Origin of the sequence: Leuconostoc gasicomitatum LMG 18811 (assembly GCF_000196855.1) — a bacterium.
In the GTDB taxonomy this organism is placed as follows: Bacteria; Bacillota; Bacilli; order Lactobacillales; family Lactobacillaceae; genus Leuconostoc; species Leuconostoc gasicomitatum.
Map to the genome: position 1 here is coordinate 999,413 of NC_014319.1, position 25,418 is coordinate 1,024,830.

Sequence of the window (25,418 nt, forward strand, 5' to 3'; positions counted from 1 at the left end):
AAAGGAGAAAGATGATGCTCAAGATTCCGAAACTCAAAATTAACTTTGAGTACGAAAAAAAGAAAAAAGAAAAACCCATCAAAATTCCTAAAGCACATACTTTGAACTTAGGTCGGGTGCGTTCGATTGTCCTATTAATCTTAATAGGGCTTTTTATTTACTTGAGTTATGTGCTACTTTTAGCTAATGCAACTGCGCATAAAAATAAATCTTTACAACAAACAGTCACCACTTTGAATCACCGCATTAACCAAGAAAATGCTGGTACAACCAGTTATAATCCATTAGTGGATCAGTACATGACCCAGTTTTTAAAAGTTTATTATTCACCAGCAAGTGGTGATTCCGATACGCGAACGAAACAGCTAACTCAATATTTATCCAGTAATTTAACGTTACCTAATACCGATAAAAATACTGATTTAAAGCTGGTTTCATCTACATTAACTGGTATTTTCACAGTAGATACCGTCAAAACAGCACAATATCGTTTAACAGTTGAAGCCAATAACAAACAAAGTCAATTAACCGTTGATATTCCTTACCAACAGGATAACGAAAAGCTAACCGTTACTGGTTTACCTTATGTCGCCAATCCCATTAACAGTGTCAGTCATATAGGTCAATCTCGATTAGCTAACACTGGAAAGACACTGAGTAGTGAACAAACCACAAAAAAAGTTGCCAAGTTCACCAAACAATTTGCCCAAAAATATGTTTCCTCATCAACGAAAGATATGGCTTTTTTGATGGCATATCCTGTTGGCTTAGATGGCGCAGTTGATTTTGTTTCTCTTAATGATAGTTCAATCAAAGTATCTGGTACTAGTAAAAATCCAATAGTGACAGCGACTATGACCGTCAAAGTTCACGATTCAGATATCACACAAGTACAAACGATTCGACTGTATTTGAAACAACAAGCTTCAACTTATTTCGTCACTAAATTTATCCAAGCATAGAAAGGAGAACTAATGGATATTTATAATGCTTTAAAACCTGTATTACTAGGACTAGTCGTTATCATAGCAGGTGGTCGAGCCATTCAACACTATGGTAAAAATGAAAACAAAGATATGTGGGTCACTATTTTAATTGGTGGCTTAATTTATTTCTTCGTCAATGGGCCAGCCAACACCTTAAATGCTTTTTCGGGCTTAATGAATTCTGTCTTGACCTTTATTCAAGGGTTAGGAGGGTAAGAAATGTTTAACTATCGTCGTGTCTATACAAACTCTGCTAAGTTTCGAACGATTTATGGTGACTTGAAATTACCAGTCTTCATTGATTCGCGAGTGGCAGGGTTGCTAACGATTACCACAGTGATTGACGTGGCCATTATCTTTATTTTTCAATTTTATCAAATCCAAAATGACCGATTAACCTTTGGCTTTGCTTTACTAGTCATCTCACTATTTACCGTTTATAAATTGGATAAGGTATTGAAAATAGATGATCTACCTTTTGAAACTACGCTTAAATATGCCATGTTACATTACTGGCGTTATTGGTTTCAGAAGAAACAACTTTATCAAGATCAACACTTAAACAGTAATCAGAAAAAGTACCAAATATTATAATCGAAGAGCATGTGTAAGCATGCTTTTTATTATGTCATCGTCAATTCTTAGAATAGGACTGGTTGGGGCAGAACCAACCAAATGACACCATACTATTCGTTTAGAACATTACGCTCGAAAGGAGTATCACAATGAAAAAAGTTCAATTTGAACAAAAATTAAAAGACTTAACCAAACAGTTGACTAGCAGAAAATTCATCTTATTTATTGCTAGTGCTTTACTGATTGTTTTGATATGTCTACTACTCTTTGTATTTCACAATAAGCAGTCATCCGGATCACATTCAGAAACGAGTCAATCTTCATCACAAGTAACTAATCAACCTAGCGAGGATAAAGACTATCGAATTCAATATAGTAATTCATCGCTAATCAAACGCGCGACATTAAACACAGCCTTAAAAAAAGCTGGTTTGTTTGATTTCAAGTATTTATTAAACACCAGTGACGATGGTGGTAATGATGCCAAGATTTTAGTTTACTACAATCAAACCAACCAACAATTAGTTTTTAAGTTTTATCAAAATGGTTATCACTCAGACAATGACTATCAAATTGGTGGTTATGATCTCCAAAAGCAAACGGGTATTCACGGGTTACAACCGTCATCTTTTAATGGGCTACCACTGATTTATACCTGGGAGAATTTACAAACTAAATAATGGAAAGGAGGAAAACATGAAAAAAATATTATTGACCATAGCGGTGTTATTAGGCACGGCTTTTTTTGTACCACAAAATGTAGTGTTCGCTGATGGCACGATTGGCTCATCAAATGCGAATAGTAGTGTGATTGGCAAGAATAACAAGAGTAGTTTGAACACAAATACCACTAAACAGACCAATAGTCTTAGTACTGATGGTTCACCAGCTAATCAAAGTGAAAGTACCATTAGAGACAAACTAGGCGAAACCACTGGTTCACCGGATATGAACTGGGTGACGAGTAACATTTTAGCCAATTACAAAATTTATCACGAAGATGGCTCGATTACTGATTTTGCTTTAGGGGCTTCACATATTGTCACTGATTTATTTACCGCGATTAATTTAAATATTGTTTATCCTTTGTTTGATCAATCGCTATCGACGATGTTTGATCTCACTAACATTACCAATGGGGTAAACAATATCTTAACCGATGTCGGGCAATACACGAAAAGTTCCTGGCAGAGTCAAGCTTTTAAAGGTTTGCTTTACTTAGCCTTTGGTGTTGGTCTCGTTTGGGTGTTTTCTAAAACCTTTAATCATGGTGGTGGGTTGAAATCTATTCTCACTGTCTTAGTGATTGCTATTATTGGTACCGCTTGGGTTGGTTCGGGGAGCAAAGTCCTGCAAACGATTAATACCTTAACCTCACAAGCCCAGACACAGGTCTTTACGGCTACTAGTAATATTAACCAGACGAGCTTTTCTGATACCGGTGATAGTTTTCAAAATGCTTTACGTTATGTCTACTTTCAAAAAGCCGTAGCCAGACCATTTGCACTAGGCAACTTTGGTCAAGCTGATGTTGCGAGTGCTTATCAAAACAAGGATAAACAGGGAAATCCTTATCGCTTAATTGGGGGCAATGTCGATGATAAAGTAATTGCGAGCTTTGCTAGTAAAAATCATTATATCTCCAAAGATGGCGGTCTTGAATGGTATCAATCAGCGATTGCTTTTATGTCACCGGTCATGTCCGTGGCTTATGGCGTGCCATTACTAATGATTGGGTTAGCTAATTTATTAGTACAACTTGGCGCTGTCTTGTTGTACTATCTAGCACCATTTACGATTTTGATTTCATTGTTACCAAAATTTGCCAATAGTGCTTTAAAAACAGCCATGGGCGCACTCGGCTTACTCTTTGCAAAAGTTGGTTTGTTATTTGGTATCATGTTTGTTTCTTGGGTAGGTAATGTGACTGATGTCGTTGTCCCTGTTAAAGGGAGTGCCAGTGCGATGTTAAACTCCATTGTCTACATTACCTTAATGATCTTGCTGTGGAAAAATAAAAGTTGGCTCGTGCAAACGATTACTGGCTCAAGTGTTGCGAATAATGCTATGAATAAAATCAGTATGACTAAAGCTGGTCGTAAAGCCTTAAATGCGACTGGTGAAATGAAGCATCGGGCGAATCAACTATATAGTGGCGCTAGAAGTGGTTTCAATCAAGGCAAGCAGTGGCGTGACAACTATCAAACGAAACACAATTCAGAATTTGATGACAACGCCTTACGTGCTGAGTTACAAGCCGAACAACAAGACCAACGCAAGCAAGATCGCAAAGAATATTTAGCCAAAGATATGCAAAAGCACGCGCGCAAGATTCGCAAACAACGTGCTGAACGACTAAAGAAGATGAAACAGCAAAAGCACCAAACAAATGAGCCACAACATGAACCTGATAACACCGCTCGTTATCAACGTTCTAAAAAGCTCAAAGCAGACCAGATTTCCACACAAGAGTATGTAGATGTACCGAAGACTCGAACCCGATATGTTGTCAAAAATACAGCCAACGCCATTAATCATAAGCCTTACTTACGTGCCAAAAGATTGAAAAAGCCATTACCCAACGATTTTAATCAGAAGTTACAACAAAATATTGATCAACACCAACAAAGAAAAGAACGACTTGAGCAGGAATTGAAATGAAAAAACTGCTTAAAGGTTATTTAATAGCGATTCTTGGTCTGGTGTTTTTAATTATCTTAATATTGGGTATGTTTGCGGGCAACAGTAACCAATGTCAATCAACAAACACGTCTGTCACTGTGACAACTAGTGCTGATAAGGAGGCATTAGCTAAATCCATTCATGATAATTTGAAAAAAGTATCGGGTGTTACTGAAGCTGGCATTGCCGGCTATTTGGGAAATATGGAAGTTGAAAGTGGTTTCAACCCGAAAAGTATTGAATCCAATGCTACTTATGATGAGAGCAAAGCCATGAATGCTAGTTTAAGGGGTTATGCTTTTGGACTTAATCAATGGGATAGTGCCAGACGAGTGGCTTTATTAACTTATGCCAAAACCCAAAATAAGCAGTGGTCAGATGCTAGTTTACAATTAAATTTTGCTTTAAATCATGACGGTACTAATTCTGATTTGTTAAAACAAGGGTTGAAGATGACTGATGTCAATCAAGCCACTGAATTTCTAAGAGCTAAATGGGAACGTGGTGGTCAAGGGACAACCACTAAACGGCAAGCTTTTGCTCGTAATTGGTATGCCAAGTTTTCAAATGGGTCATCAAATACAGCCGTTGATACCGCAACGAATGGCACAGAAACCACACAAAACACGGATAACACGACCCATAATGCTAGTGGCTGTGCAACTAATGTGACGCAAGGAATGGGTACGAGTGGGGCACCGGTAAAAGAAATTCCTAGTGCTTATAAAAATAAAATCAAGAATACGAACTTTACCGCTACCTCATCCACGAATACTTATGCTTTTGGCCAATGTACTTGGTATGTTTTTAACCGTATGCAAGAGTTAGGAACACCAGTTGAGAATGGTTTAGGTAATGGTGCTGATTGGGGTAAGCATGCAAAAGCAAAAGGTTATAAAACGGATAGTCAGCCCCACGTTGGTTGGGCAGTGAGTTTCTCACAAGGCGCCGACGGAGCAGATGCCACTTATGGACACGTTGCCGTTGTTGAAGCAATCAGTGATGATAAAAAACATTTCTTAGTTAGTGAATGCAATGTCGTTAGTAGTGGGTCTGGTACAGTAAGTTTCCGTGAGTTAACGGCTGGCACAGGGGTCACTTTTATTCAAGGCAAATAAGAGAAAGGGGAGAAGTATGAAAAATAGTCATTTAATCATTTTTGCTAGTTTGGTATTGATTGGTATTTTGATCACACAATTGAATCAAATACCGAATCTCGATAAACAATTAGTACAAGCTAAAGCTGATTTAAAACAAACTAAATTAAGTCACAAAAAATCAGAAACAATCTTATCTAGTCCACAATCACAACAAGATAATGTATCAGATAGTACAAAAATAGTTACTGCATTCGTTAAAACCTTTAGTAATCAGCCAACATCAAGTTATTCCGAAGCCTTGAAAGGATTGGCCTCACAAAAAGTGATTAACGAATTAACCCAGACCTTTGCACCGAGTGTGACATTCAGTGATAAGGCTCATTACGATGTGCCAATTGTGGCGATTAAAAATGCTTGGGGTTCTGATTTGGAGTATCTAGTCATTGCTAAAAGTGATGTGCAAAGTGTGGCATACACAATCACTTATGATACTGATGAAAAGCAAGTGACTAATATGTCACGACTAACCTTGAAAGGAGCATTCGATAATGAAAAATAAAGTTTTACTTAGCATAATGGGTTTGCTTTTGGTTGGTCTTGGCATCATGATGTCAATTACCAATGGTAAAAGAGTACAAATTGAACAAGTTAAAAAGGAAGTGTCGCAAGTGAATAAACAACAAAAACAGGTCACAACACAAATTGATAACTTACAAACGACTTACAATTCTAACGATGAGCAAGCCAAAAATGACTTACTAGCTTTTGCCAAAGTCTACTACACTTTTAGTAGTCAATCAGATTATGATAAGCGTTTTAGTAAAATAGCCGATATTGTTGATTTAAAAAGAGATCAGAAAAATCAGTTATTCGATAGTGGACTAGATGTCACTGGTGGATCACGCATTGATAATCTGGGTCTAACAAGCCAGTATCACACAGCTACCGGTTATACTAGTGATTTGGACAACCAAACGATTGAAGCTCTAGCAACTGTTATGGTGCAAACAAGCGGTACTGGTCAAAAGGCAATCAGCCAAACCGTTCTATTACATGGCTGGTTTGATACTCAAACACAGCAATTCACGTCGATTAAAATTAATCAAATACAATAGGAGCAAAAACTGATGAAACAACGTATTAAGCGACCTGATAAAAACACACCATCAAGGTCGCTGACAAAAATAATAATCATCAAAGTATTACCAGTCATAGTATTTCTAGTGGCTGGTTTTTTATTGGTTCCGTATGGATCACTGTATTTTCAAAACAATAAAGTGAACACGATTCAACCCAAGAATGAAGCAGTGCTCTTCTACAAGGCCAATTGTCCACATTGTCAAAAGGTCTATCCTAAAATATTTTGGCATAATGTTTTGAACCTTAAAAATGAATCGAAGCAGATTCAAACAATTAATGTTCAAAATGCTAATAATAAACACTATATTGCTGAATTTGCTATTCAATCGACACCAACTTTTATGAAAACAACCAATATCAATCAACGGTTAGTTTCTACCAATAGTCAACAAATCAAACAATTTATTCAGACAGGAGGTCATTAATCTATGGGTAAAAAAGTAAACATCAAATACGAAAATCCAGTTGTACAATACCAAGATAACTTGCTATTAACTACGGTCGGTGATGTTTGGGCTTATTATCAATTGAAACCATTTCAAATCAATGTTGCCAACGTTCAAGACAAACAAAGCTTTAAAGAGAGTTTTATTGATGTCTTTGAACGTTTGCAAAAATATGATGATGTGGACTTAAAACTCATTCCCGCTGACATGGACTTAGCCGGACGAATTCAAGGGACTAGTCCTGATTGGGCTAAAGATATTGCCGAGGTGGCGCAGTATTACATGGGGCAAGAAGAAGTCAATATTTTAGAAAGTGAATTTCAACCAGCTATTCGTGATGAGTTTTATATCGGTGTGAAACTCAAAAATACCAATGTAGGTGATGACTTAAAAGATAAGTTTCAATTTGCTACGGATTTAATTTTAAGACGACTAGCCGAAACCATGCGTTATCAAGTGAAGTTTGATGCTCAGTTTTTTGAGCGCTTTACGACGATGAATGATGACGTGTTAGGTATTTTAAGACCCTTAGATGCCACTAAAATCAGTGAAGCTAAACTGATTAATTTATTAGGTACGAGTTATCATCATCAAAACATCAAAGACTTTGCCAATATGCGGGACACGACTTTTGATTTAGCCAAAATGGGCATTGTCAAAAGAGAAACAAAAACAGCAACGGATTACATCAGTCACTTAGTATTAAACTTGCCCGACCGTTTGGATAATCTGGCCTTGATTCCGGAAATTCAATCTTTTAAGTTTCCTGTTGAAGTCCATATCAAAGTCAACTTTCCCCAACGTGATGGCTTTAAAGGTATGAAGCAAGAAACTAGAAGTTCGAAAGGAAAGTACAAAGATGAACTGCGTGATGCCTTAATTAGTGATGATGATAGTTCGCAACGGTCTAAAACTAATTATGCGTTAGCGCAAGAATTAGCTGATGTCATGGATCGCAAAGATGCTTTTATGCAGTGGTTATTAGTTTTAGTCATTCGTGATGATGATTTAAAACAATTAAAGCAAAAAATTCGTATGGTCAAGACTAGGCTATCAACATTTAATCGTGATATTGAGGTGTTCCAGCCAAGTTTTAATCAAGAAATATTGTTATATCAAAATCTACCAGCAACGAACTTAGGCGTGTTTAAACGGTGGCGACAATTCACTACTGCGCCTGCCTTAGCACAACTCATGTTTGGCACCAGTCATGAATTAGGTTCAAGGACTGGTTTTTATATTGGGCGAGTATTAGATACGAATCGTTATTTTAGTGTGGATAGTGCGGTCGCTTCTTCAAGAACGTTACTGCTAATTAACCCAGTGATTGCCAATAAAGGGATTGTTGGGGCTAAAACCGATAGTCCACATATTGCCATTACTGGTGATACTGGACAAGGGAAATCCTTTTTAGTTAAAATTCTGTTACTTTACTTAGCGATGTTTGATGTGAAATTACTTTACGTGGATCCAAAACAAGAAGTTAGACGCTGGTTTCAGGCTTCATTACAAGATAACGATAATCCGTTCTTTACCGAGTTGATGAATGCTTTTCACTATGTGACTTTAAATGCTAATGACAGTTCCAACGTAGGCGTGTTAGACCCAATGTTAACCTTGAACAGTCAAAGTACGATTGATGAAATTCCGAGCGTTTTGACTTTGGTCAAGGAAATGTTAGTACAAATTCGTGCTATCTCTCAGGATATGGAGTTAGACACAGCGCTAACCAATGCGATTAAACAAGTTTGTAATCAACGGTTGGCTGGTGAAAAAGTCGGTACGATAGCCATTATTGATATCTTGAAGCATGGTTCTGAAAAATCTAAACAGCTTGCCAATTATTATGAAAGTGTGATTCCCGACAGTATGTTAAAACTAGCCTTTAGTGATGGTCATACGGATAGTATTGAATTTAATAAACAACGGACAATTCTAGAAGTGACGGGATTAGATTTACCGCATGCCGACCAAAAGTCGAGCAGTTATACAGAAACACAAAAGTATTCGGTCTCGATTATGTTGGCATTAGGTAAATACTTAGAGAAATTTGGGCGTGAAGATACCACTCGATTTAGTGCCGAAATTATTGATGAAGCGTGGATATTCAATGCTTCACCAGCTGGACGAAAAGTCCTAGATGGCATTAAACGATTGGGGCGGTCAGAAAATAATATGTTGATTTATTCTACCCAAAGAGTTGGTGATGTCAATGATGAAAAGAGTAATGGGCAGTATGGTCAGATTTTTGCTTTTGATAGTGCCGATGAAAGAGAGCGAGAAAGCATTATTCAACACTTTGGTTTACCAGTGACCAAAGCTAATCTGGAAATGCTCAAAGACTTGAAAAAAGGACAATGTTTATTCCGTGATATTTATGGTCGTGTGGGCAAGGTGGTGATTCACTCATTATTTGAAGAATGGACAAAAGCCTTTAAGACCGTTGACAAAAATGCTGGTGCAGAACTTGAAGCACAGTATGGCTCGTAATTTTTCATTAATGGCCTCTATGTTTTTCTGATTTCTTTTTTTGTGATAGTAAGTAACGTTGCTTTTTTATTTCTTGATTCCTTAATGATTTATGTTTCTTTTTTTCAAGTTTTTGGGTAGTTTGTGCTAATTTAACAGCTTCTTGTGCTTTTATACTAAGACCTGATTTTAAAGCCTTTTTGGCCAGGCGTTGCATTCTTTTCGGGTTGACCTTTTTTGAATTCGTTCATTATTTGCGATATTCACTGTGTTGAAGCGAACCTGATGCCAGTTTTCAACTAATAGTTCTTAAATCGAGCTATCACGAGGTTCTGAAGTACCCAAATTTATTTTTGAAACCTCATAAGTATTGCCAGTTCGCCGTTCAAAAATTCCAACATAAAAATGTTGATCAAAAATAATGGTCAACGACAAAAAGTTACTATTTTGGTGCATATCTTTTCTCCTTAATTTACCGATAGAAAGATGGACAACCAAGGAGGAGGTTTACTGAAAACTATTACATTTATGTCCGGACTACCAACCGCACAGTGTTTTTACTTTCTGTTTGTTATTATAACACCGAGAATATGTCAGTTTTATAGTCTTATTAAAAAATAAAAAATTGTTCAACCGATAAGGAGATTAATATGATACAAAAATTTACAATACAAGACTTATTACAGTATTACCCCAAATATGAGGAGGGCATGGATTTAAACAAAGATATTGTTCGAAATATTCAAAAATGCTCTGATGACTTTCATGCTTTACTGATGGAAAATAAAACGTTAAATAGAATAACTTGTTTACGCGATTTAGATATTAGCTTACAGTGTTTTTATGAAAATGCTCAGGGATTACTGCAAGAAGGACGAACTGATAGTTTAGATATCTTTGGTTGGTATTTAACCATCAATGATGACTTTCGTTATGCTAAGGACAAATTACGAGGCAAAACGATTTATGTTTAGAAAAATTAAATACAGTGATCAATATTTAGCAAAGACTTTGTTTAAGAGGACTTTACTTTTTATTTTTTTACTGGTTAATGTTTTGTTTATATCGTGGTACATCTCTATTTTTAGAGAATTGATGCGTGAGAAATTTAGTTGGTGGGATATGTCACCAATTGGACTTAGCTTTCTAGTAACCATAGTTTTCAGTTGGAGTTTGTTTTGGTTTTATAAACATTACGCACCAACACACGCTGACCTATTTTCCCGCTACTTAAAACGAATTGAATTTCAGCAGATGATTAGTCTGCTAGTTGTTTCTAAAGGTTTTTTTGATACAGAAAGTATGGACAATAATACTTATTTAACTTACTATCCAAAACTAAAAATCAAGGTGAAGCATACCACTGGGCAACTATTGATTGAAGAGCCAATTGATGGTGAAAAGTATATGGCACAATTTGCGAGTGGTGATTTTGATCAAAGTGTTGAAATAGCCTTATTAGCTGACCGACAAACAACTGAATTTATGAAAAATAAAATGATTAGTACGTTTGCGTTTGAACCGATTAAATTTAGACGGCAGTTATTGGCATTACATCCACAAAGAGGTCGCTTACAAATTGCCAAAGGGATTGATTGGAAATATGACACCTTTTATAATGCGTTAATTTCTGGAAATGTCGGAACAGGTAAGTCCTATACAATTTTCTCCATCTTAGGACAATTACTACAACTTACTAAATACGTTGATATTATTGACCCCAAGCGCTCTGATTTAGCCAGTTTGAAATATATTGATGCCTTAAAAGGTAGAGTACACAGTACACCAACTGAAATTAATCAAGCAGTCATTAAGTATTATCAAAATATGATGGCACGAGCTGAAAAAATGGAGAAAATTAAAGCGACCGGAAAAATTGGGACATATAAGGATTATCATTTTGAGCCATGTTTTTTAGTGTTTGATGAGTTTGGTGCTTTTCGAGAAATGAATGACCGGCTATCGTTTAGTGATCCCGCCTATGAAGCCTATCAAACAGCCATGTCTAATTTAAATGAGATTGCTATGCTTGGACGTGAATTGGGATTCTATCTTATTATCGGTATGCAACGACCTAGTGCAGATAGTCTACCAATAGCAATTCGTGGACAATTGAATTTACGCATTAATATGGGGGTGCCAACACCAGAAATTGAAAAAATGGTGTTTCCAGACAATGATAAACAACTTCGTCCGTTATCTTCGCAACTAAAAGGATGGGGCTTTATCAAAGTAGGTGATAGTCAAGTGCGTGCTTTCTTTGCGCCAGAAGTACCCAAAGAGTTCAACTTGCATCAATGGTTAGGCGAGCAGATAGAAATACGAAAACAGAGGGTTTCTTAAATTGGTCTAAAATAAATTGGCTTGTGAAATTCTAAAAACTTTGACGTCAAATCAACGTTTTATGGACTTTGTGAAAGATTTGGAGAAAGACATTTTTTTAAGCGGTTGGAAACACTGATATAGCATTACTTTGTATAGCATGTCTTATGTAAACCTAGATTGGTCTAGTTAAAATTACCAGTAACTGCAAACAAAACAAGTAAAACGATGACTACAATAATTAAAATAATCGTACTCTTGACATTAATAAATGCAAAACGTTGTTCTGAGTGAAATGTTGATTCAACTGGATTATTGTCTTTGTTAGTTTGGTTTTTAGTCATTAACAGTACCTCACAAGTTTATTTTATTACACCACATTTGATTTGATATAGCAATTAAGTACGGAAAAGGAAAATATTATTCATGAAATATTTAGCACGTAGTCCAACATAATTTTAAGTTTAATTTTATATATTGCAAATGTTCAAAAAGAAAAGAGGAAACTATGGCTTTTGACGTTAAAAAAGTACAATCATTATCAGAACAATCGATTGCTGATTTAAAAACAATTGAAAAACTAGGAGATTTGGAACATCTCTCACAGCTTAGTGATGAATTGAAACGAATTCTTGCTGATGGCAATTTAGAAGAAATTAGTCCGATGTTGCCACCATATATTACAGAAATTCGGAAAAATATTGGGTTCTTATTGGGAAACTATAAGTCGATTCGGACACATGCTATTAATCGTGATAAAGAGTTAAATTCATTGCTGGATCAACTCTCACGAATCAAGTAAATAGGTAACGTAAACAAGTTGATGGTCTAATTTCTAGATAGTCAACTTGTTTTTTGTACATAGTGCTTGCTTGAGCAGAGTGGTTCGACCGACCGGGAGAGCCAGTGCCACGCCCTGCCCTTAGCGGAGCGTAAGAGGGCAGGGGGCGTGGTCGCGGTTAAACACGAATGACCATGAGTGTCAGCGACTGGCACGCACTCTGCTCAAGCAACCACAAAAAAAGCTTTAACCCCCAGTTACTAACAGGGGGGTTAAACCGGTAAAAACGCTGAAAGCGTCAACCCGATATGGGGAACAAACGCTGATATGCAGACATTTAGATTAAAAAAAGCAAATGTCCGGTTGAAAACGTCAAATCGGACATTTTGAGAAAGGAAAGCCGACATGATAACGATTAATCATGAACCAAAAGCGTACACACCTATTTTTCTAGGAACAACTCAACATAGCATACGGTTATCGTTAGAAATCATGATCATGATTTGCATGAAATGGCATGATGAAATTATTGAAACTTATAACGTAACTATTTCGGCTATTGACTTAGGGCAATTACCCAATATCGGTAGTGAAATTCCAATTAGTGAAATCAACGGTAGTGAGCTATCCGGCTTCAAAGTAAAAATGAGACAGTCTGACGTCCGATTACAAAATAAGGTTTCAACTGAATTAAAACAATTAGTTGATTTAAAAAATGTTGGTCGCTACCAACTGTTGAAAGGAAAAAATACCATGACACAAGAATTAAATGTACCAGAATTAACAAATAATAATTTGATATTAATGCGACAATTACTTGATGTAACACAAGAAGAATTGGCAATTACTATGGGTATCAATGAAAAAACAATACGACGTATTGAAAATAAAGAACAAGGTATTAGTGAACGTTTTGTAGACAATTTACTATCAGTTTATCCAGATTTAGCTCAAAGTATTGAAGTACAATTCGATTGGGTTTCACTGACATTCCCAGATTTAACTTCCAAGCAAGTGATCAAAGATGTACTAAGTATTCAATCTGATTTATTTTTGGAACGTCCAACATCACAAAACTTTTACACTCGTGAAATGGCATTTGCTGGCGAAAAGAACATCTATGTGCAAGACTTTGCACCGATTAAAAACCCTGAAACACAGGCCATTGAACAAAAGTATGGGACAACCTTATATTTAACTGGTAAAGGCACACGCTTGTTTGAAAAAGCTTTGCTAGAACAAAATATCACTTGGCATGATTTCTTTCAAAAAGCGCGACAATATTGTGGGCATCTAACCAGACTAGATATTGCCATTAATGATAAATGGGGTCTGCTAGATATGAATGACCTTGTCAAAGCCGTGCAAGAAAAACGTTTTTGGAGTAAATCAAAATCTTATGCTGTTCACGGTAACGTTGATGATGGGTGGACAGTAAATTTTGGTAAATCGCCATTTGTTATTCGTGCTTACGATAAGCATAAAGAACAAGCCAGCAAAGGCTTTGACACAGATGTACAAAACCGTGTGGAGTTGGAATTACACCAAGATAAAGCAGAATATGTCATTGATGCGTGGTTTGATCAGAACAACAAGAAAACATTAACGGAAATTACTTTTGATATTTTGTATACGTATCTTTGGTTTACTGATAAACCAATTGAGGAAAAATTCCTAAAGGGTGATAAAGTGCGCGATACGATTGAAGCTTCTGTTGCGTCGATGCCTGCTTGGTCATTACTAACTGCTTTAGGTCATAAAATGAAATTTATACGTCAACCCAAAGAACAAAGTATTGAACGGATTGAAAAATGGGTTTTAGATTCAGTTGTTCCTAGTCTAGCAGTCTTAAAGAAAACCGGTCATTGGGCAGAAGTCATTGAAGCCATGAACAGTGCTGAATTATCAGCTGAACAACAAAAGTTGGTCAAGGCCACGATGATTAATGCCATCACGCAAGCTAATCAAAAATTAACGATTAATTTTGAAAAACCAAAAAAACGTTATCAAGAAATTTAAAAGAAGAAAAAACATGACACAAAAAATATGGTTAAAACCAGATCAATTAGAAAACTATGTTGCACAATTACAAGGATTCAGAAACACGTATCAATCATTACTAACTGTTTTAGCCTCTGATCGTCAGAATTTTGAATTCAGACCAGGTGCGCCAAACTTTCAAAACACACTCCAGATGTCAATGAAGTTACATCGTTACATGCAATCAGTCCAGTCACAGACCTTTGGCGATATCCTAATTTTCGGTAGAGAGCTCGATAAAGAAGTACAAACTTTAATTGAGACCAGTATTGCTTTAACCTTTGAATACCGTGACTTAACAAACTTATTGAATGGCCATGATGTTAATAGTGAAAGCGGTATTAATCTGATTGAAGATAAGCTGAAACAAGCGAAAAAGCAGCTTTATGAAGCCAAATGATAAGTAATATGAGGCTATTAATTTTTAAACCGTTTATCATCTTGATGTTATAAATGTTTGTTACGCTTAAATTGTGTATTTTTGAACAAAGGAGAATGAAAAATTAAATGACAGCAGAACAACCAAAGAAAAGAAAACGACAGCCACGATTAAACGAAAACCAACGGTATTTAATTGAACATTTGTGGAATAATGAACAATTGTCACAAACGGATATAGGTCGTCAATTAGGTTATGATCCATCAGTGATTAGTCGTGAATTAGACCGTGGTAATGTGCTAGATTTTTCAAACTTAGACCGTCACACGTTATTAAGAATGAGCATTCATGCGCGTATTAAATATTCGGCACAACGTGGTCAATATATCGCCACCAAAAAACGCTTTCGTATGGGACAAGGGCTGTTACTCACACCAGAATTAAAGGAACTGATTGAACACTGGATTAATGTGGAACATTGGACGCCTGAACAGATTGCCGGCAATGTTCAAGATGTGGCAGTATCGTCTTCAACCATCAGAGACTGGTCAAAAAGAGGGTTAATTGATATCCGTACCCACAAATATCATCGCCAAGATGGCTCCCCTAAACAACGTGAGTTAGCCAAGAATCAACGCGCGCGACAACGAGAGATTGCTCGCTTACGAGAAAACTTACAAAAAAGTGGTGAGTTAGTCCGTCATTCTATTTATGACCGTTCACCAGTGGTGGCTAAACGTAAACAATTTGGTCATTGGGAAATTGATTTAGTGTTGCCAATGAAACAAAATAACGGTCAATACCAAGACCACTCGGCTATTATGACGGTCGTTGAACGCAAAACCAGATTCTACGCCTTGATTAAAGTTAAAAGTAAACAATCGAAAGACATGATTGAAGCGTTTAAACTGTTTTATCAACGTTACGGTAAAGCAGTACGAACAATTACCGCTGACAATGGTTCTGAATTTATCTCTTGGGACTTCTTAGAATTTGTTCAAAAAGAACTTAAAATAAAACTTTATTACTGCACACCATCATCACCACATCAACGAGGTTCTAACGAAAACCGCAACGGTAAATTACGTGACTGGTTTCCCAAAGGCACAAGTTTTAAGCCAGTGAAACAACGACAACTAGATGAAGTAGCTGATAAAATGAATGCCATGCCAATGCGCATAGCGTTACAAGGTAAGAGTCCAATTGAGTTATTTGATAAAGAATATAAAACGATGCAAAGATATCGTCGAGCATATGAGAAACGGAAATTAAAGCAAAGCAAACAAAAATAATTATGAGCAGATAATAGATACAAATAATAATTTAATCAAAAAACCTTAAAAATAGCTTTGAAAACGCATGTTTAAGGTTTTTTATTTAAAATAAATCATAGATTAACTAACTTATTTTAAAATATTGCGCTTGCTAAACAGAACGTTTGTTCGTATAATAAGTTATACACACTTGTTTTGGAGATAGTCTATGGTGGACCAGCAAAAAACTGAATATGATTATACGCATGAAGAACGACGTGTGATATTTGTGATTGACTCCAAAAGTTTCTATGCCAGTGTGGAGTGTGTGGAGCGTGACTATAATCCATTAAAAGCATTACTTGTTGTGATGTCGGAACAAGAAAATACAAACGGTGGTTTAGTTCTAGCATCTTCACCAATGGCCAAGGAAAAACTGGGTATTACTAATGTTACCCGACAACGTGATATGCCTGTTTGCCCGGACTTAGTGATTGCTCACCCAAGAATGAATCTTTATATTCAAGAGAACTTGCGTATTAATAACATCTACCGACAATACACTGACGATGCCCACTTATTGCCATATTCGATTGATGAATCTATCCTTGATATGACGGATTCTTGGCAATTCTTTGGTCGGACACCAGCAGAAGTTGCATTCAAAATACAGCAACAAGTTCGGGCAGAAACAGGTATCTATTTAACTGTTGGTATTGGTGATTCACCCGTATTAGCTAAATTAGCACTGGATATTGAAGCCAAGCATGCAAAGAATTTAACTGGTATTTGGCATTACGAAGATGTCCCAGAGAAATTATGGCCAATCACACAGCTCAATGACGTTTGGAGTATTGGTTCACGGACTGCGCGTAAGCTCAATTTAATGGGTGTTCATTCGATGTATGACTTAGCACATCAAGATCCCTATTTTTTTCGTTCAAAGATGGGACTAATGGGCGAACAACTGCTAGCTTTGTCTTGGGGTATTGACCGTTCTGATTTGACTGAAAACATTCAGTCAAAAAGTAAGTCTTATAGTAACTCGCAAGTGTTACCACGTGATTATAGGCAACAAGATGAGATTGAAATTGTCATTCGAGAAATGGCTGATCAGGTTGCTACAAGAATACGTGCGCATCACAAGCAAACGTGCTTAGTTAGTTTGTTTATCGGCTATTCCTTTGCCGAAAGTGAACAACAAGGATCTCATGGTTTTAGGAAACAGTGCCGTATTCATTCTACCAATGATACTCACACCCTAATGGCTGTTATGGTTAATCTCTTTAGAAAGTATTGGCATGGCGAAGTGATTAGAAACATTGGTATTGCTTACGGTAGTCTAGTTGATGACACTGGGGTACAGCTTAATCTCTTTGAACAACCTGAACATCTCCTTAAAACAAATAAAATTGACCAGGTTGTTGATGAAATACGTCAACGTTTTGGCACAACTGCTATCATGCGAGCCATGTCTAAAGAAGCCGGTGGTACTGCGATTGATCGAGCTAGCTTAGTGGGTGGCCATAATGGGGGTAATAGCTATGATTAAAAGAAAGCGTATACTGGCCAAGTAAGATGACAAACAAAGAAGACTTTAGTACGATTATCAATCGATATTTTCAAAATGATTATCGTGAACGTGGCAAAATCAAATGGAATGGTTTCTTTTTATCCGATCACACCTCGTCTTTAGTTAAAGATGACAGACAACGTAATCAGAAACCGCAAAAGTTACCAAAAATACCACTAAATGAAGCACAAAGTATCTTGCAACACTCATGTGTTAATTATCACATAGTGACTATACAACAAAATATTGAAACTACTGATGGTTATTTGATTCCTAATGTGACTGGTTTAGTCAATGGCTTCACAGAATTAGGTGTCTACATCAATCAACAATTTATCGCTTATGAAGACATTAGGACGGTTATCAGAGAAAAATGAATCCAATTGACGACATGATTACAACTATCCAAACGCTATTCACCAAACAACCCAATACGATTTATGAAGTACGTATCGTTAATCAACGATATGCCAAAAAAGTTAATATCTTCTTTGAATACTATAAAATTGGACAAGCTAGACGCTCACAACAAATTGGTCGTCTTGATGATGAATACCGATTGCAAATACCAGCAATAGCAAAACAGATTTATCAAGCTACTAAATTAACGGTTCGTACGAGTACCTAGTCACATTAATTAAGACTATAAACAATCAAAAAATACAGTTACTCAGCAAAGCAACTGAGTAACTGTATTTTTTAGAAATATAATTGCGGAATCAATGTGTTAAACAGCTTTAAAATAAGCTTTAGAAACCGTGGACAGTGATTTAACATTAGTGTATGACATTGGTATAATAGAATAACAAGTGTCTTACAAATAAAAAAACAACCAGTGAAATTACAAAAAGATTTCCGGAATTTTACTAATTGATTAAACATCTGGTAAATGACTTGCAATCCGCCCCGAACACATTAGTTGACATAATATATATTATCGAAAGTAACATATGTCGGGCAGATTGCAAGCTGATTTATATATCCTATTCATTGGATTTAATTACAAATAAAAAAGCCAACACATATTCATGCTAACTTTGTAACCTAGTCCTCAATAATGAGCCAAATTGCTGTAAAAATAAAATATAGCAACTTTGCTTAAAAAAACTATATTTCTTGTACGTTAACCTTAATTTTATCACTGCTACTTGCAGTAACCATGATATTTTGGCCCAATGGCACGGTGAATATTGGTTGAGTATGTCCAAAATCTAAATCATATATTACTGGTATTGTTTTTAAGATTAAAAACTTATCTAAAATAACTCGAAGTTTCTGTTCACTCATTTCATTAACAGTAGGAAATCTGCCTATTACAAGTGCCTTTATATCAGTGTGTATTTGTAATATCTGAGCTAACTCACGAGAAAACTCAAGTGGGTCTCCATCTTCTGCTTGTTCAATAAAAACAATTGGACTTTGTGTTTTCGGAAAAAATTTTGTTCCTGCTTGTAAACAGTATGTCTGACTATTGCCACCAGTTGAGATACCTGTCGCTTGACCATTAGTATACACTTTCCATTTATTTGCCATTGGATTACGTGCCAATGACTTGTCAAACCACAAATCACTAATCCAAACATTACTAGGTTTTAATTCAAATGAACTATTTAATGCTGCCTTTAACCACTCTGTTGTTTGATATTTTTGTAAATCATCCATCTTGAATGAAGAGTAACATGGTCCATAATAAGTAACCTCATTTGTCATTGCACGAATTGCGTTATGTAGACTAGTTGTATCCGAATACCCAAAAAACATTTTTGGATTCAAACGCACAACATTCCAATCAATATGTGGCAATAATTCGTTCGAATTCAACCCGCCGATGGTAGTCATAATTGCTTTAACATTTTTGTCACCGAATGCATCGTGAAAGTCCGAAACTCGCGATGATATACTACTAGAATAGAACGCATCGTTTTCAAGAATATGTTTCCCGAAAGTTACTTTAAATCCTAAGTTCTCTAATCGTTTTTTTGCAATTAAATTGTCCTTAAAACCACCAACTCTCTTTATTGAGGAACTGGGAGATATAATTCTAATTTCGTCACCTTTTGTTAGATTTAAAGCCATCATAGATCACCATTTTTCTTTTAACATTAATTATTTATTATACCTTACGATAACGACGCAGTCCAAAAACATTGGCCACGAGTAAGACAACTATAAATATAATTAGCATCAAAAGTTCAGGTAAAATATTTGCAAAACTTTTCCCATACAAAATAACATCAGTCATTGCATTTGAAGCGTACTTCATTGGCAATATGTTGCCAATCCATTGTGCCCAGGTTGCCATAGAATCTAATGGTATAATTCCTGAAAAAATAATTTGTGGCACAACAATAATAGGAATAAATTGCATCATTTGAAATTCTGAATTTGCCAATGTTGATAGTAGTAATCCAAAAGTTAATGCAACTAAAGCCAGCAATAGATTAATTATGAATACATTGAGTATCGAGCCTGTTACTTGGACATTTAATACATAAATGGTGAAAAATACAATTATCGTTGTTTGAATAATAGCCACTAAACTATAACTCAAAATATATCCAAAAACTATTTCTGATCTTTTAACCGGTGTGGCGAGTAACCTACCCAGTGTGCCTGAAGTACGTTCTTTGAGTAAAGACATGCCTGAAATCAAAAAGACAAATAGGAAAACAAAAAATCCCATAAATATTGGCATTATTGATGAAAAATAAGTTGTATTTTTATTGCCGTAGTTATATGACTCTTTTAAATTAACACCATTAGTAGTATTTTTATTATCAGAATTCATGCCAAGTTTTTCTGTCATTTGTTTAAGCGTATCAGCCATTTGAAAAGTTTTTTCTTGAGTAAATGAAGCGCTCAAAATACGCCTAATCATCGCAGTTTTTGAGGCAGAAGTGTTTGCGTACAACACACTATAATCATCATGTTGATTTTCTTCGAAAATTGCATCTACTTTTTGATTATCTAACGCTTTTTTAGCTTCTTTTTTATTATCATATTCCTTTACATTAACATGTTTAACATCATTAATAGTAGATTTCATAGACCTTTGCACATTAACAACACCTATATTTACAGATGTACTAGTATTAATTGAAAAAACATAATTTAGCAGTGTCAATATTAATACAGGCGCTAAAAATAGCATAGCTAAAGTTCTCTTATCTCTTATTAATTCTAAAAATATTCGTTTTGAAATAGCTATTGTTCTCCTCATTTTAACTCACCTTCAGCTTTCAAAAATACTTTTTCTATGCTATCAACATGATACTGGCTCTCTAAGTTTTGAGGTGAATCGTTGGCTATTAATTCGCCACCTAATAACAGCGCCACACGATCAACTAACTCAGCTTCATCCATAACGTGTGTTGTCACTAAAATAGCATGGCCTTCATCGCGCATACGATGGAGTTCTTGCCATATTTGTAACCGTAAAGCTGGATCACTTCCTACAGTTGGCTCATCTAAAATCAATAATCCGGGATCAGAAATTAAAGCTATAGCCAAAGATAAACGCCTCTTCATGCCACCAGAGAAGCCAGATACTCTTTTATCTAAATAGTTTTCCAAGGAAACTATTTTAGCAACACGTGTTATCTCTTGTATTAATAACTTTTTGTCAACGCCTTTCATCTCAGCAAAAAATTCAATATTTTCTTTTGCAGTTAAACTTTCATATAATGAATCTGATTGTGCCATATACCCTAATTTACCTAGAAGCATTCTATTTGGCATTTTTTCTCCAAATATTGTGGTCAATCCTGAATCTGCTCTTTCAACACCTAGGGCAATGTTTATTAAAGTGGATTTTCCTGAACCTGAAGGACCGATTAACCCAATGATTTCTCCTTTTTTGAGCAGCATGTCAATATTTTTTAGAACTTGTTGATTTCCGAAGGATTTTGAAACTTTTTCTACACTAATGACAGTTTGCATAGTCATTCTCCTTTTGAGTGATTACTCACGACTTTAATAGTAATTGTCTACAACATCCATATAAAAGAGCTGCAGCTTAGTCTTATAGTTTATCATCTCATGAATCCTCTGTCATTAAAACCATACCAAACTAAATCATGTCGTTTCTATTAAAAAACATAGTAAAACCCGATTAGTCGTAGAAAATATAACTAATCGGGTTTGATTTAAAAAAACAGATAACTGCCATTTTTAGAATAAGGATATGGTTTATTTTGGCCGATGGCGATTGCAGACAAAAAACAAAAATTGTCCCTAATTATTTGATTGCCATTTAGTTTGAATAGTCTGGAAAATACTAAATACATCGGCAGTCATGTCATTATAAACCTTAATTTGATTTGGATTTTCAATCGCATTCTCAAAATCTTCAACTTCATATACTAGTGCATCCTCCGTATTTCCGCCTATAATCACCTCACACGTCTTTGTTTCCGTATGATACCAAGTTGCTTCTTGCGCACGGGGAAATTCCAGGACACGAATATATCCTTTTGTTCCTGAAATTGTTAATGCTTTGGGCTGTTTTGCCTGCATTGATAAAGAAACAGTAGCTAATTCATTTTTTGAATTACTTATAATTGTTGCTGATTGCTCATCTACTCCTGTTTCAAAATAATTGACGAAAGAACTCATATTGTTTGGTTGCTCCGACATAAAATAGCGGGCTGCTGTAAATGCATAGCCACCAATATCAAGTAGCGCACCACCGGCTAAGTCAGGGTTAAAAAATCTATTTTTAACATCGTAAGGTTTGTGACTGCCGAAAGTAACATTAATGGTCTTTATATCTCCTAATGCACCTGCTGTTACTAGTGATTTAACTTTTTTAATGAGCGGCATGTGCAATAGAGTCATAGCTTCCATGATCATTAAGTTTCGATTATAAGCTATATTATTGAGCTCATTTAACTCATCTCGATTGACAACAATAGCTTTTTCTATCAACACATGCTTATCATGTAGTAAAGCCTGCTTCGTTATCTCAAAATGAGTATTATGTGGCGTCGCAATATATACTGCGTCAACGTGCTCATCTGAAAGAAGTGCTTCTAACTTTATAAATTGTTTTTCTATATGATATTTATCAGCGAATTGTTGCATTTTGTCAATATTACGTCCGCATACTGCATAAATATTTTTATTTTTCTTCAAAAATGATGTCGCCATTTCATTAGCTATCGTGCCAGTGCCAATTATTGCCCAATTTAATCTCATCGTTTTTACCCTTTCTAATATAAAATTAATAGCATCCTCAAAATGTCAAATATCTGATCGACTACATCTATTCTATGGGGGCGTAACTCATCTCTAGAACAAGAATGAAGCTAACCAAACGGAGATTAAACCTGAGACAGATAAGACACTTGTTAATGTTGTCCATGATAGTAATGTTTCTTTCAAAGATAAGCCAAAGTACTCTTTAATCATCCAGAATCCTGCATCGTTAACATGATCTGCAAATACAGATCCGGCGCCAACCGCTAATACCATCAAAGCTGGATTCACACCCGAAGCCTGAACCATAGGTAATACCAATCCAGCACCCGTTATACCTGCAACTGTTGATGATCCAAGACTAACTCTTAAAATAGCAGTGATTAACCATGCGGCAAATATTGGTGATAGATTACTCGTAGCAAAAATTTGAGAAACATAGTTTGCAATGCCGCCCTGAACAAGAACTTCCTTCAAAGCACCGCCACCGCCAATAATCAAGAGCATCATGGCGATTTGTTTAACAGAATCGGTTAAACTGCCACTCAACCGGTCAAGAGTTTGCTTACGTCTAATACCCATAGTGTACAAGGCAAACAACAGAGATAAAATCATAGCAATGTCTGGGCTGCCTACGAATGTTACTGCTGTTTTTAGGACACTTTTACCAGCCAACAGTGACTGCACAATCGTGCTCACTCCGATTAAAATAACAGGCATCATCGATGTCAAAATACTAATACCAACCCCTGGTGTCTCATCAATATCAAATTCTTTTAAATCGCCAAATATATTTGGCAGCGTCTTGTGATAAGCTGAAGGATATACTTTTTGCAAAAACCAGTTAAAAAGTGGTCCAGCAATTATAATTGTTGGAATTGATACAACGATACCAATGAGCAATACTTGGCCAATATTTGCATTGAAAATTGCTGTAATTGCTGTTGGACCAGGATGTGGTGGTAAGAAAGCATGTGCTGTATTTAATGTAGCAGCCATTGGTATACCCAAATACAGCAATGGTATCTTCAACTCATTTGCAATAACAAATAAAATAGGTAACAAAACGACCAACCCTACTTCAAAGAAAAGTGCGATACCAACAATGAACGAAGCAATAACTACGGCAATTTGAATCTGTTTAACGCCAAACCTTTTTATTAAGGTTTGTGCAATGCGATATCCCCCACCAGTGTCTGAAACTAGTTTACCTATCATGGCACCTAAAGCAAAGACAATGGCCAAATGACCTAATTGAGAACCAATACCGGCTTCGATGACAGCAGGTATTTTTTCTGTTGGAATGCCTAAAGACACAGCCAGCAGAACTGCTGTTAGCAATAATGCTATGTACGTATTTAGCTTTAATTTAACAATCATGAATATCAATAAAATGATAAATACTAATGTTATTAATAATGGCATAATTCAATTCCTCCAAATTTTACGTAAGCGGTTACGTCATATTTATATTGTAAGCGCTTTCTTTTAAAAAGTCTATACTTGCACATTAATTTTTATAGTAGTACTATACAGGTATAATATATTTTACGTAAGCGCTTTCGTAAAAAAACAACATTTTTAATTTAAGGAAGAAAACAACATGACAACAGAAAATTTTTCAATTAATACTTTTAGTCTCACTGGAAAAACAGCTTTAATTACGGGTGGTGCATCTGGTCTTGGACGATACTACTCTGAAGCATTAAGTTCAGTCGGCGCTAATATTTTAGTTGTCTCGCGTGATGAAAGTGGTTGGGCAGAGACAAAACACATTGTTGAATCCTATGGGCGGACCGTTGATTTTCTCAAGTTGGACATCACAAAAAAAGATGCAGCAGATCAAATTATAAATTTTATAAAAAATAGCAGTCAGACATTAGACATTCTCGTTAATAATGCAGGCATGCAAAAGCGTCATGAATGGCAAAAATTTCCAGATGAGGATTGGGATGCAGTGATTAATTTGAATTTAAATGCTGTATATCATATCTCTAAAGCTGCGGCACTGCTAATGTCTGAAAATGGCGGCGGAAAAATTATCAACATTGGCTCGATGCAGTCTTATCGTGCCGGGAAGTTTATTTTCCCCTATACGGCTAGTAAACATGGCGTTGTTGGTCTAACTAAAGCTTACGCAGATGCCTTAGCAGTTCATAATATTCAAGTCAATGCCATTGCGCCAGGATATATCGATACACCAATGACCAAAGCATTGCAAGAAGATGAAACCAGGAACAAAGAAATTTTGCAACACATTCCAGCTGGACATTGGGCAAATCCTAAAGAACTCATGGGAACAGTGGTATTTCTGGCTAGTCATGCTTCCGACTATGTCACAGGCGTAACGTTACCAGTTGATGGTGGTTATTTATTACGATAAGTCGTTTATAGCGATCGGTACAAGCGCTAGTAAACATGCTTTGCAAATGCTAGAATGAAATAGGCTCAGTATTTTAGAGTATGTCTAAAATA

27 protein-coding genes and 1 pseudogene are annotated in these 25,418 nt (G+C 36.0%); 20 read left to right on the forward strand and 8 right to left on the reverse strand.

The features are described 5' to 3' along the window. Positions 1-14: 14 nt before the first annotated feature. From LEGAS_RS04900 to LEGAS_RS04945, 10 genes are all read left to right on the forward strand, one after another. Positions 15-962 carry a conjugal transfer protein gene (locus LEGAS_RS04900; RefSeq protein ID WP_013231574.1) on the forward strand — a complete coding sequence of 316 codons (948 nt, stop codon included), beginning with the start codon at positions 15-17 and terminating at the stop codon, positions 960-962. Positions 963-974: 12 nt separating this feature from the next. Continuing rightward, positions 975-1,202: a TcpD family membrane protein gene (locus LEGAS_RS04905; protein WP_013231575.1), complete on the forward strand. Its 228-nt coding sequence runs from the start codon at positions 975-977 to the stop codon at positions 1,200-1,202. A 3-nt stretch (positions 1,203-1,205) separates the two neighbouring features. Next, a complete protein-coding gene (locus LEGAS_RS04910; protein WP_013231576.1) occupies positions 1,206-1,580 on the forward strand; it encodes a hypothetical protein in 375 nt (124 codons plus the stop codon). A gap of 131 nt (positions 1,581-1,711) precedes the next feature. After that, positions 1,712-2,242 carry a hypothetical protein gene (locus LEGAS_RS04915; protein WP_013231577.1) on the forward strand — a complete coding sequence of 177 codons (531 nt, stop codon included), beginning with the start codon at positions 1,712-1,714 and terminating at the stop codon, positions 2,240-2,242. Between the two features lie 16 nt (positions 2,243-2,258). Further along, a complete protein-coding gene (locus LEGAS_RS04920) occupies positions 2,259-4,223 on the forward strand; it encodes a CD3337/EF1877 family mobilome membrane protein (protein WP_013231578.1) in 1,965 nt (654 codons plus the stop codon). After that, positions 4,220-5,362 carry a phage tail tip lysozyme gene (locus LEGAS_RS04925; RefSeq protein WP_013231579.1) on the forward strand — a complete coding sequence of 381 codons (1,143 nt, stop codon included), beginning with the start codon at positions 4,220-4,222 and terminating at the stop codon, positions 5,360-5,362. Before LEGAS_RS04920 ends, LEGAS_RS04925 begins: the two co-directional genes overlap by 4 nt. 16 nt (positions 5,363-5,378) lie before the next feature. Next, positions 5,379-5,903 (forward strand): hypothetical protein, encoded by a 525-nt coding sequence (locus LEGAS_RS04930; protein ID WP_013231580.1) that lies wholly within the window; start codon positions 5,379-5,381, stop codon positions 5,901-5,903. Then, positions 5,893-6,459 carry a hypothetical protein gene (locus tag LEGAS_RS04935; protein WP_013231581.1) on the forward strand — a complete coding sequence of 189 codons (567 nt, stop codon included), beginning with the start codon at positions 5,893-5,895 and terminating at the stop codon, positions 6,457-6,459. Before LEGAS_RS04930 ends, LEGAS_RS04935 begins: the two co-directional genes overlap by 11 nt. Positions 6,460-6,471: 12 nt before the next feature. Next, positions 6,472-6,909 (forward strand): thioredoxin domain-containing protein, encoded by a 438-nt coding sequence (locus tag LEGAS_RS04940; protein ID WP_013231582.1) that lies wholly within the window; start codon positions 6,472-6,474, stop codon positions 6,907-6,909. A 3-nt stretch (positions 6,910-6,912) separates the two neighbouring features. Further along, the gene (locus LEGAS_RS04945) at positions 6,913-9,420 is read left to right on the forward strand and encodes an ATP-binding protein (RefSeq protein ID WP_013231583.1); all 2,508 of its coding nucleotides are present in this window, start codon (positions 6,913-6,915) and stop codon (positions 9,418-9,420) included. 7 nt (positions 9,421-9,427) lie between these two features. Here the strand turns inward: LEGAS_RS04945 and LEGAS_RS10250 are convergent. Continuing rightward, positions 9,428-9,628: pseudogene (locus tag LEGAS_RS10250) on the reverse strand (DUF2992 family protein); the annotation flags it as partial. 80 nt (positions 9,629-9,708) lie between these two features. Further along, positions 9,709-9,855 carry a DUF2992 family protein gene (locus LEGAS_RS10355; RefSeq protein ID WP_198451484.1) on the reverse strand — a complete coding sequence of 49 codons (147 nt, stop codon included), beginning with the start codon at positions 9,853-9,855 and terminating at the stop codon, positions 9,709-9,711. 194 nt (positions 9,856-10,049) lie between these two features. On the opposite strand from LEGAS_RS10355, the gene LEGAS_RS04960 reads away from it, so the two are divergent. Both LEGAS_RS04960 and LEGAS_RS04965 read left to right on the forward strand, forming a co-directional pair. Then, positions 10,050-10,373: a hypothetical protein gene (locus LEGAS_RS04960; protein WP_013231585.1), complete on the forward strand. Its 324-nt coding sequence runs from the start codon at positions 10,050-10,052 to the stop codon at positions 10,371-10,373. Then, complete coding sequence (locus LEGAS_RS04965; RefSeq protein ID WP_013231586.1) at positions 10,366-11,742, forward strand: ATP-binding protein; 1,377 nt, start codon at positions 10,366-10,368, stop codon at positions 11,740-11,742. The genes LEGAS_RS04960 and LEGAS_RS04965 overlap by 8 nt, the downstream gene beginning before the upstream one ends. Before the next feature lie 164 nt (positions 11,743-11,906). On the opposite strand, the gene LEGAS_RS10050 is transcribed toward LEGAS_RS04965, so the two are convergent. Next, positions 11,907-12,065 carry a hypothetical protein gene (locus LEGAS_RS10050; protein WP_013231587.1) on the reverse strand — a complete coding sequence of 53 codons (159 nt, stop codon included), beginning with the start codon at positions 12,063-12,065 and terminating at the stop codon, positions 11,907-11,909. 164 nt (positions 12,066-12,229) lie between these two features. Between LEGAS_RS10050 and LEGAS_RS04970 the strand changes: the two genes are divergently transcribed. From LEGAS_RS04970 to LEGAS_RS05000, 7 genes are all read left to right on the forward strand, one after another. After that, positions 12,230-12,523 carry a hypothetical protein gene (locus LEGAS_RS04970; protein WP_010001878.1) on the forward strand — a complete coding sequence of 98 codons (294 nt, stop codon included), beginning with the start codon at positions 12,230-12,232 and terminating at the stop codon, positions 12,521-12,523. A gap of 384 nt (positions 12,524-12,907) precedes the next feature. Then, a complete protein-coding gene (locus LEGAS_RS04975) occupies positions 12,908-14,521 on the forward strand; it encodes a replication initiation factor domain-containing protein (RefSeq protein ID WP_013231588.1) in 1,614 nt (537 codons plus the stop codon). Between the two features lie 13 nt (positions 14,522-14,534). Further along, the gene (locus tag LEGAS_RS04980; RefSeq protein ID WP_013231589.1) at positions 14,535-14,942 is read left to right on the forward strand and encodes a hypothetical protein; all 408 of its coding nucleotides are present in this window, start codon (positions 14,535-14,537) and stop codon (positions 14,940-14,942) included. A 107-nt stretch (positions 14,943-15,049) separates the two neighbouring features. Continuing rightward, complete coding sequence (locus LEGAS_RS04985) at positions 15,050-16,213, forward strand: IS30 family transposase (RefSeq protein WP_013231590.1); 1,164 nt, start codon at positions 15,050-15,052, stop codon at positions 16,211-16,213. 190 nt (positions 16,214-16,403) lie between these two features. Further along, positions 16,404-17,726: a Y-family DNA polymerase gene (locus LEGAS_RS04990; RefSeq protein ID WP_013231591.1), complete on the forward strand. Its 1,323-nt coding sequence runs from the start codon at positions 16,404-16,406 to the stop codon at positions 17,724-17,726. Between the two features lie 26 nt (positions 17,727-17,752). Continuing rightward, a complete protein-coding gene (locus tag LEGAS_RS04995) occupies positions 17,753-18,124 on the forward strand; it encodes a hypothetical protein (RefSeq protein WP_013231592.1) in 372 nt (123 codons plus the stop codon). Beyond that, on the forward strand, positions 18,121-18,375 hold the full coding sequence (locus tag LEGAS_RS05000; protein ID WP_013231593.1) for a hypothetical protein: 255 nt from the start codon (positions 18,121-18,123) through the stop codon (positions 18,373-18,375). The genes LEGAS_RS04995 and LEGAS_RS05000 overlap by 4 nt, the downstream gene beginning before the upstream one ends. 479 nt (positions 18,376-18,854) lie before the next feature. Here the strand turns inward: LEGAS_RS05000 and LEGAS_RS05005 are convergent, their stop codons facing one another. The 5 genes from LEGAS_RS05005 to LEGAS_RS05025 all read right to left on the reverse strand — a co-directional run bounded on the left by LEGAS_RS05005 (position 18,855) and on the right by LEGAS_RS05025 (position 24,368). Beyond that, positions 18,855-19,823: a S66 family peptidase gene (locus LEGAS_RS05005; protein ID WP_010386969.1), complete on the reverse strand. Its 969-nt coding sequence runs from the start codon at positions 19,821-19,823 to the stop codon at positions 18,855-18,857. A 37-nt stretch (positions 19,824-19,860) separates the two neighbouring features. Beyond that, a complete protein-coding gene (locus tag LEGAS_RS05010) occupies positions 19,861-20,967 on the reverse strand; it encodes an ABC transporter permease (protein ID WP_013231594.1) in 1,107 nt (368 codons plus the stop codon). Then, entirely contained in the window at positions 20,964-21,686 is a 723-nt protein-coding gene (locus LEGAS_RS05015) for an ABC transporter ATP-binding protein (RefSeq protein WP_010386967.1), read from the reverse strand. Before LEGAS_RS05015 ends, LEGAS_RS05010 begins: the two co-directional genes overlap by 4 nt. A gap of 294 nt (positions 21,687-21,980) precedes the next feature. Continuing rightward, positions 21,981-22,943: a Gfo/Idh/MocA family protein gene (locus tag LEGAS_RS05020; RefSeq protein WP_010386965.1), complete on the reverse strand. Its 963-nt coding sequence runs from the start codon at positions 22,941-22,943 to the stop codon at positions 21,981-21,983. Between the two features lie 93 nt (positions 22,944-23,036). Then, positions 23,037-24,368 (reverse strand): gluconate:H+ symporter, encoded by a 1,332-nt coding sequence (locus LEGAS_RS05025; RefSeq protein ID WP_010386963.1) that lies wholly within the window; start codon positions 24,366-24,368, stop codon positions 23,037-23,039. Between the two features lie 178 nt (positions 24,369-24,546). On the opposite strand from LEGAS_RS05025, the gene LEGAS_RS05030 reads away from it, so the two are divergent. Next, positions 24,547-25,326 (forward strand): SDR family oxidoreductase, encoded by a 780-nt coding sequence (locus LEGAS_RS05030; RefSeq protein ID WP_013231595.1) that lies wholly within the window; start codon positions 24,547-24,549, stop codon positions 25,324-25,326. Positions 25,327-25,418: the final 92 nt, after the last annotated feature.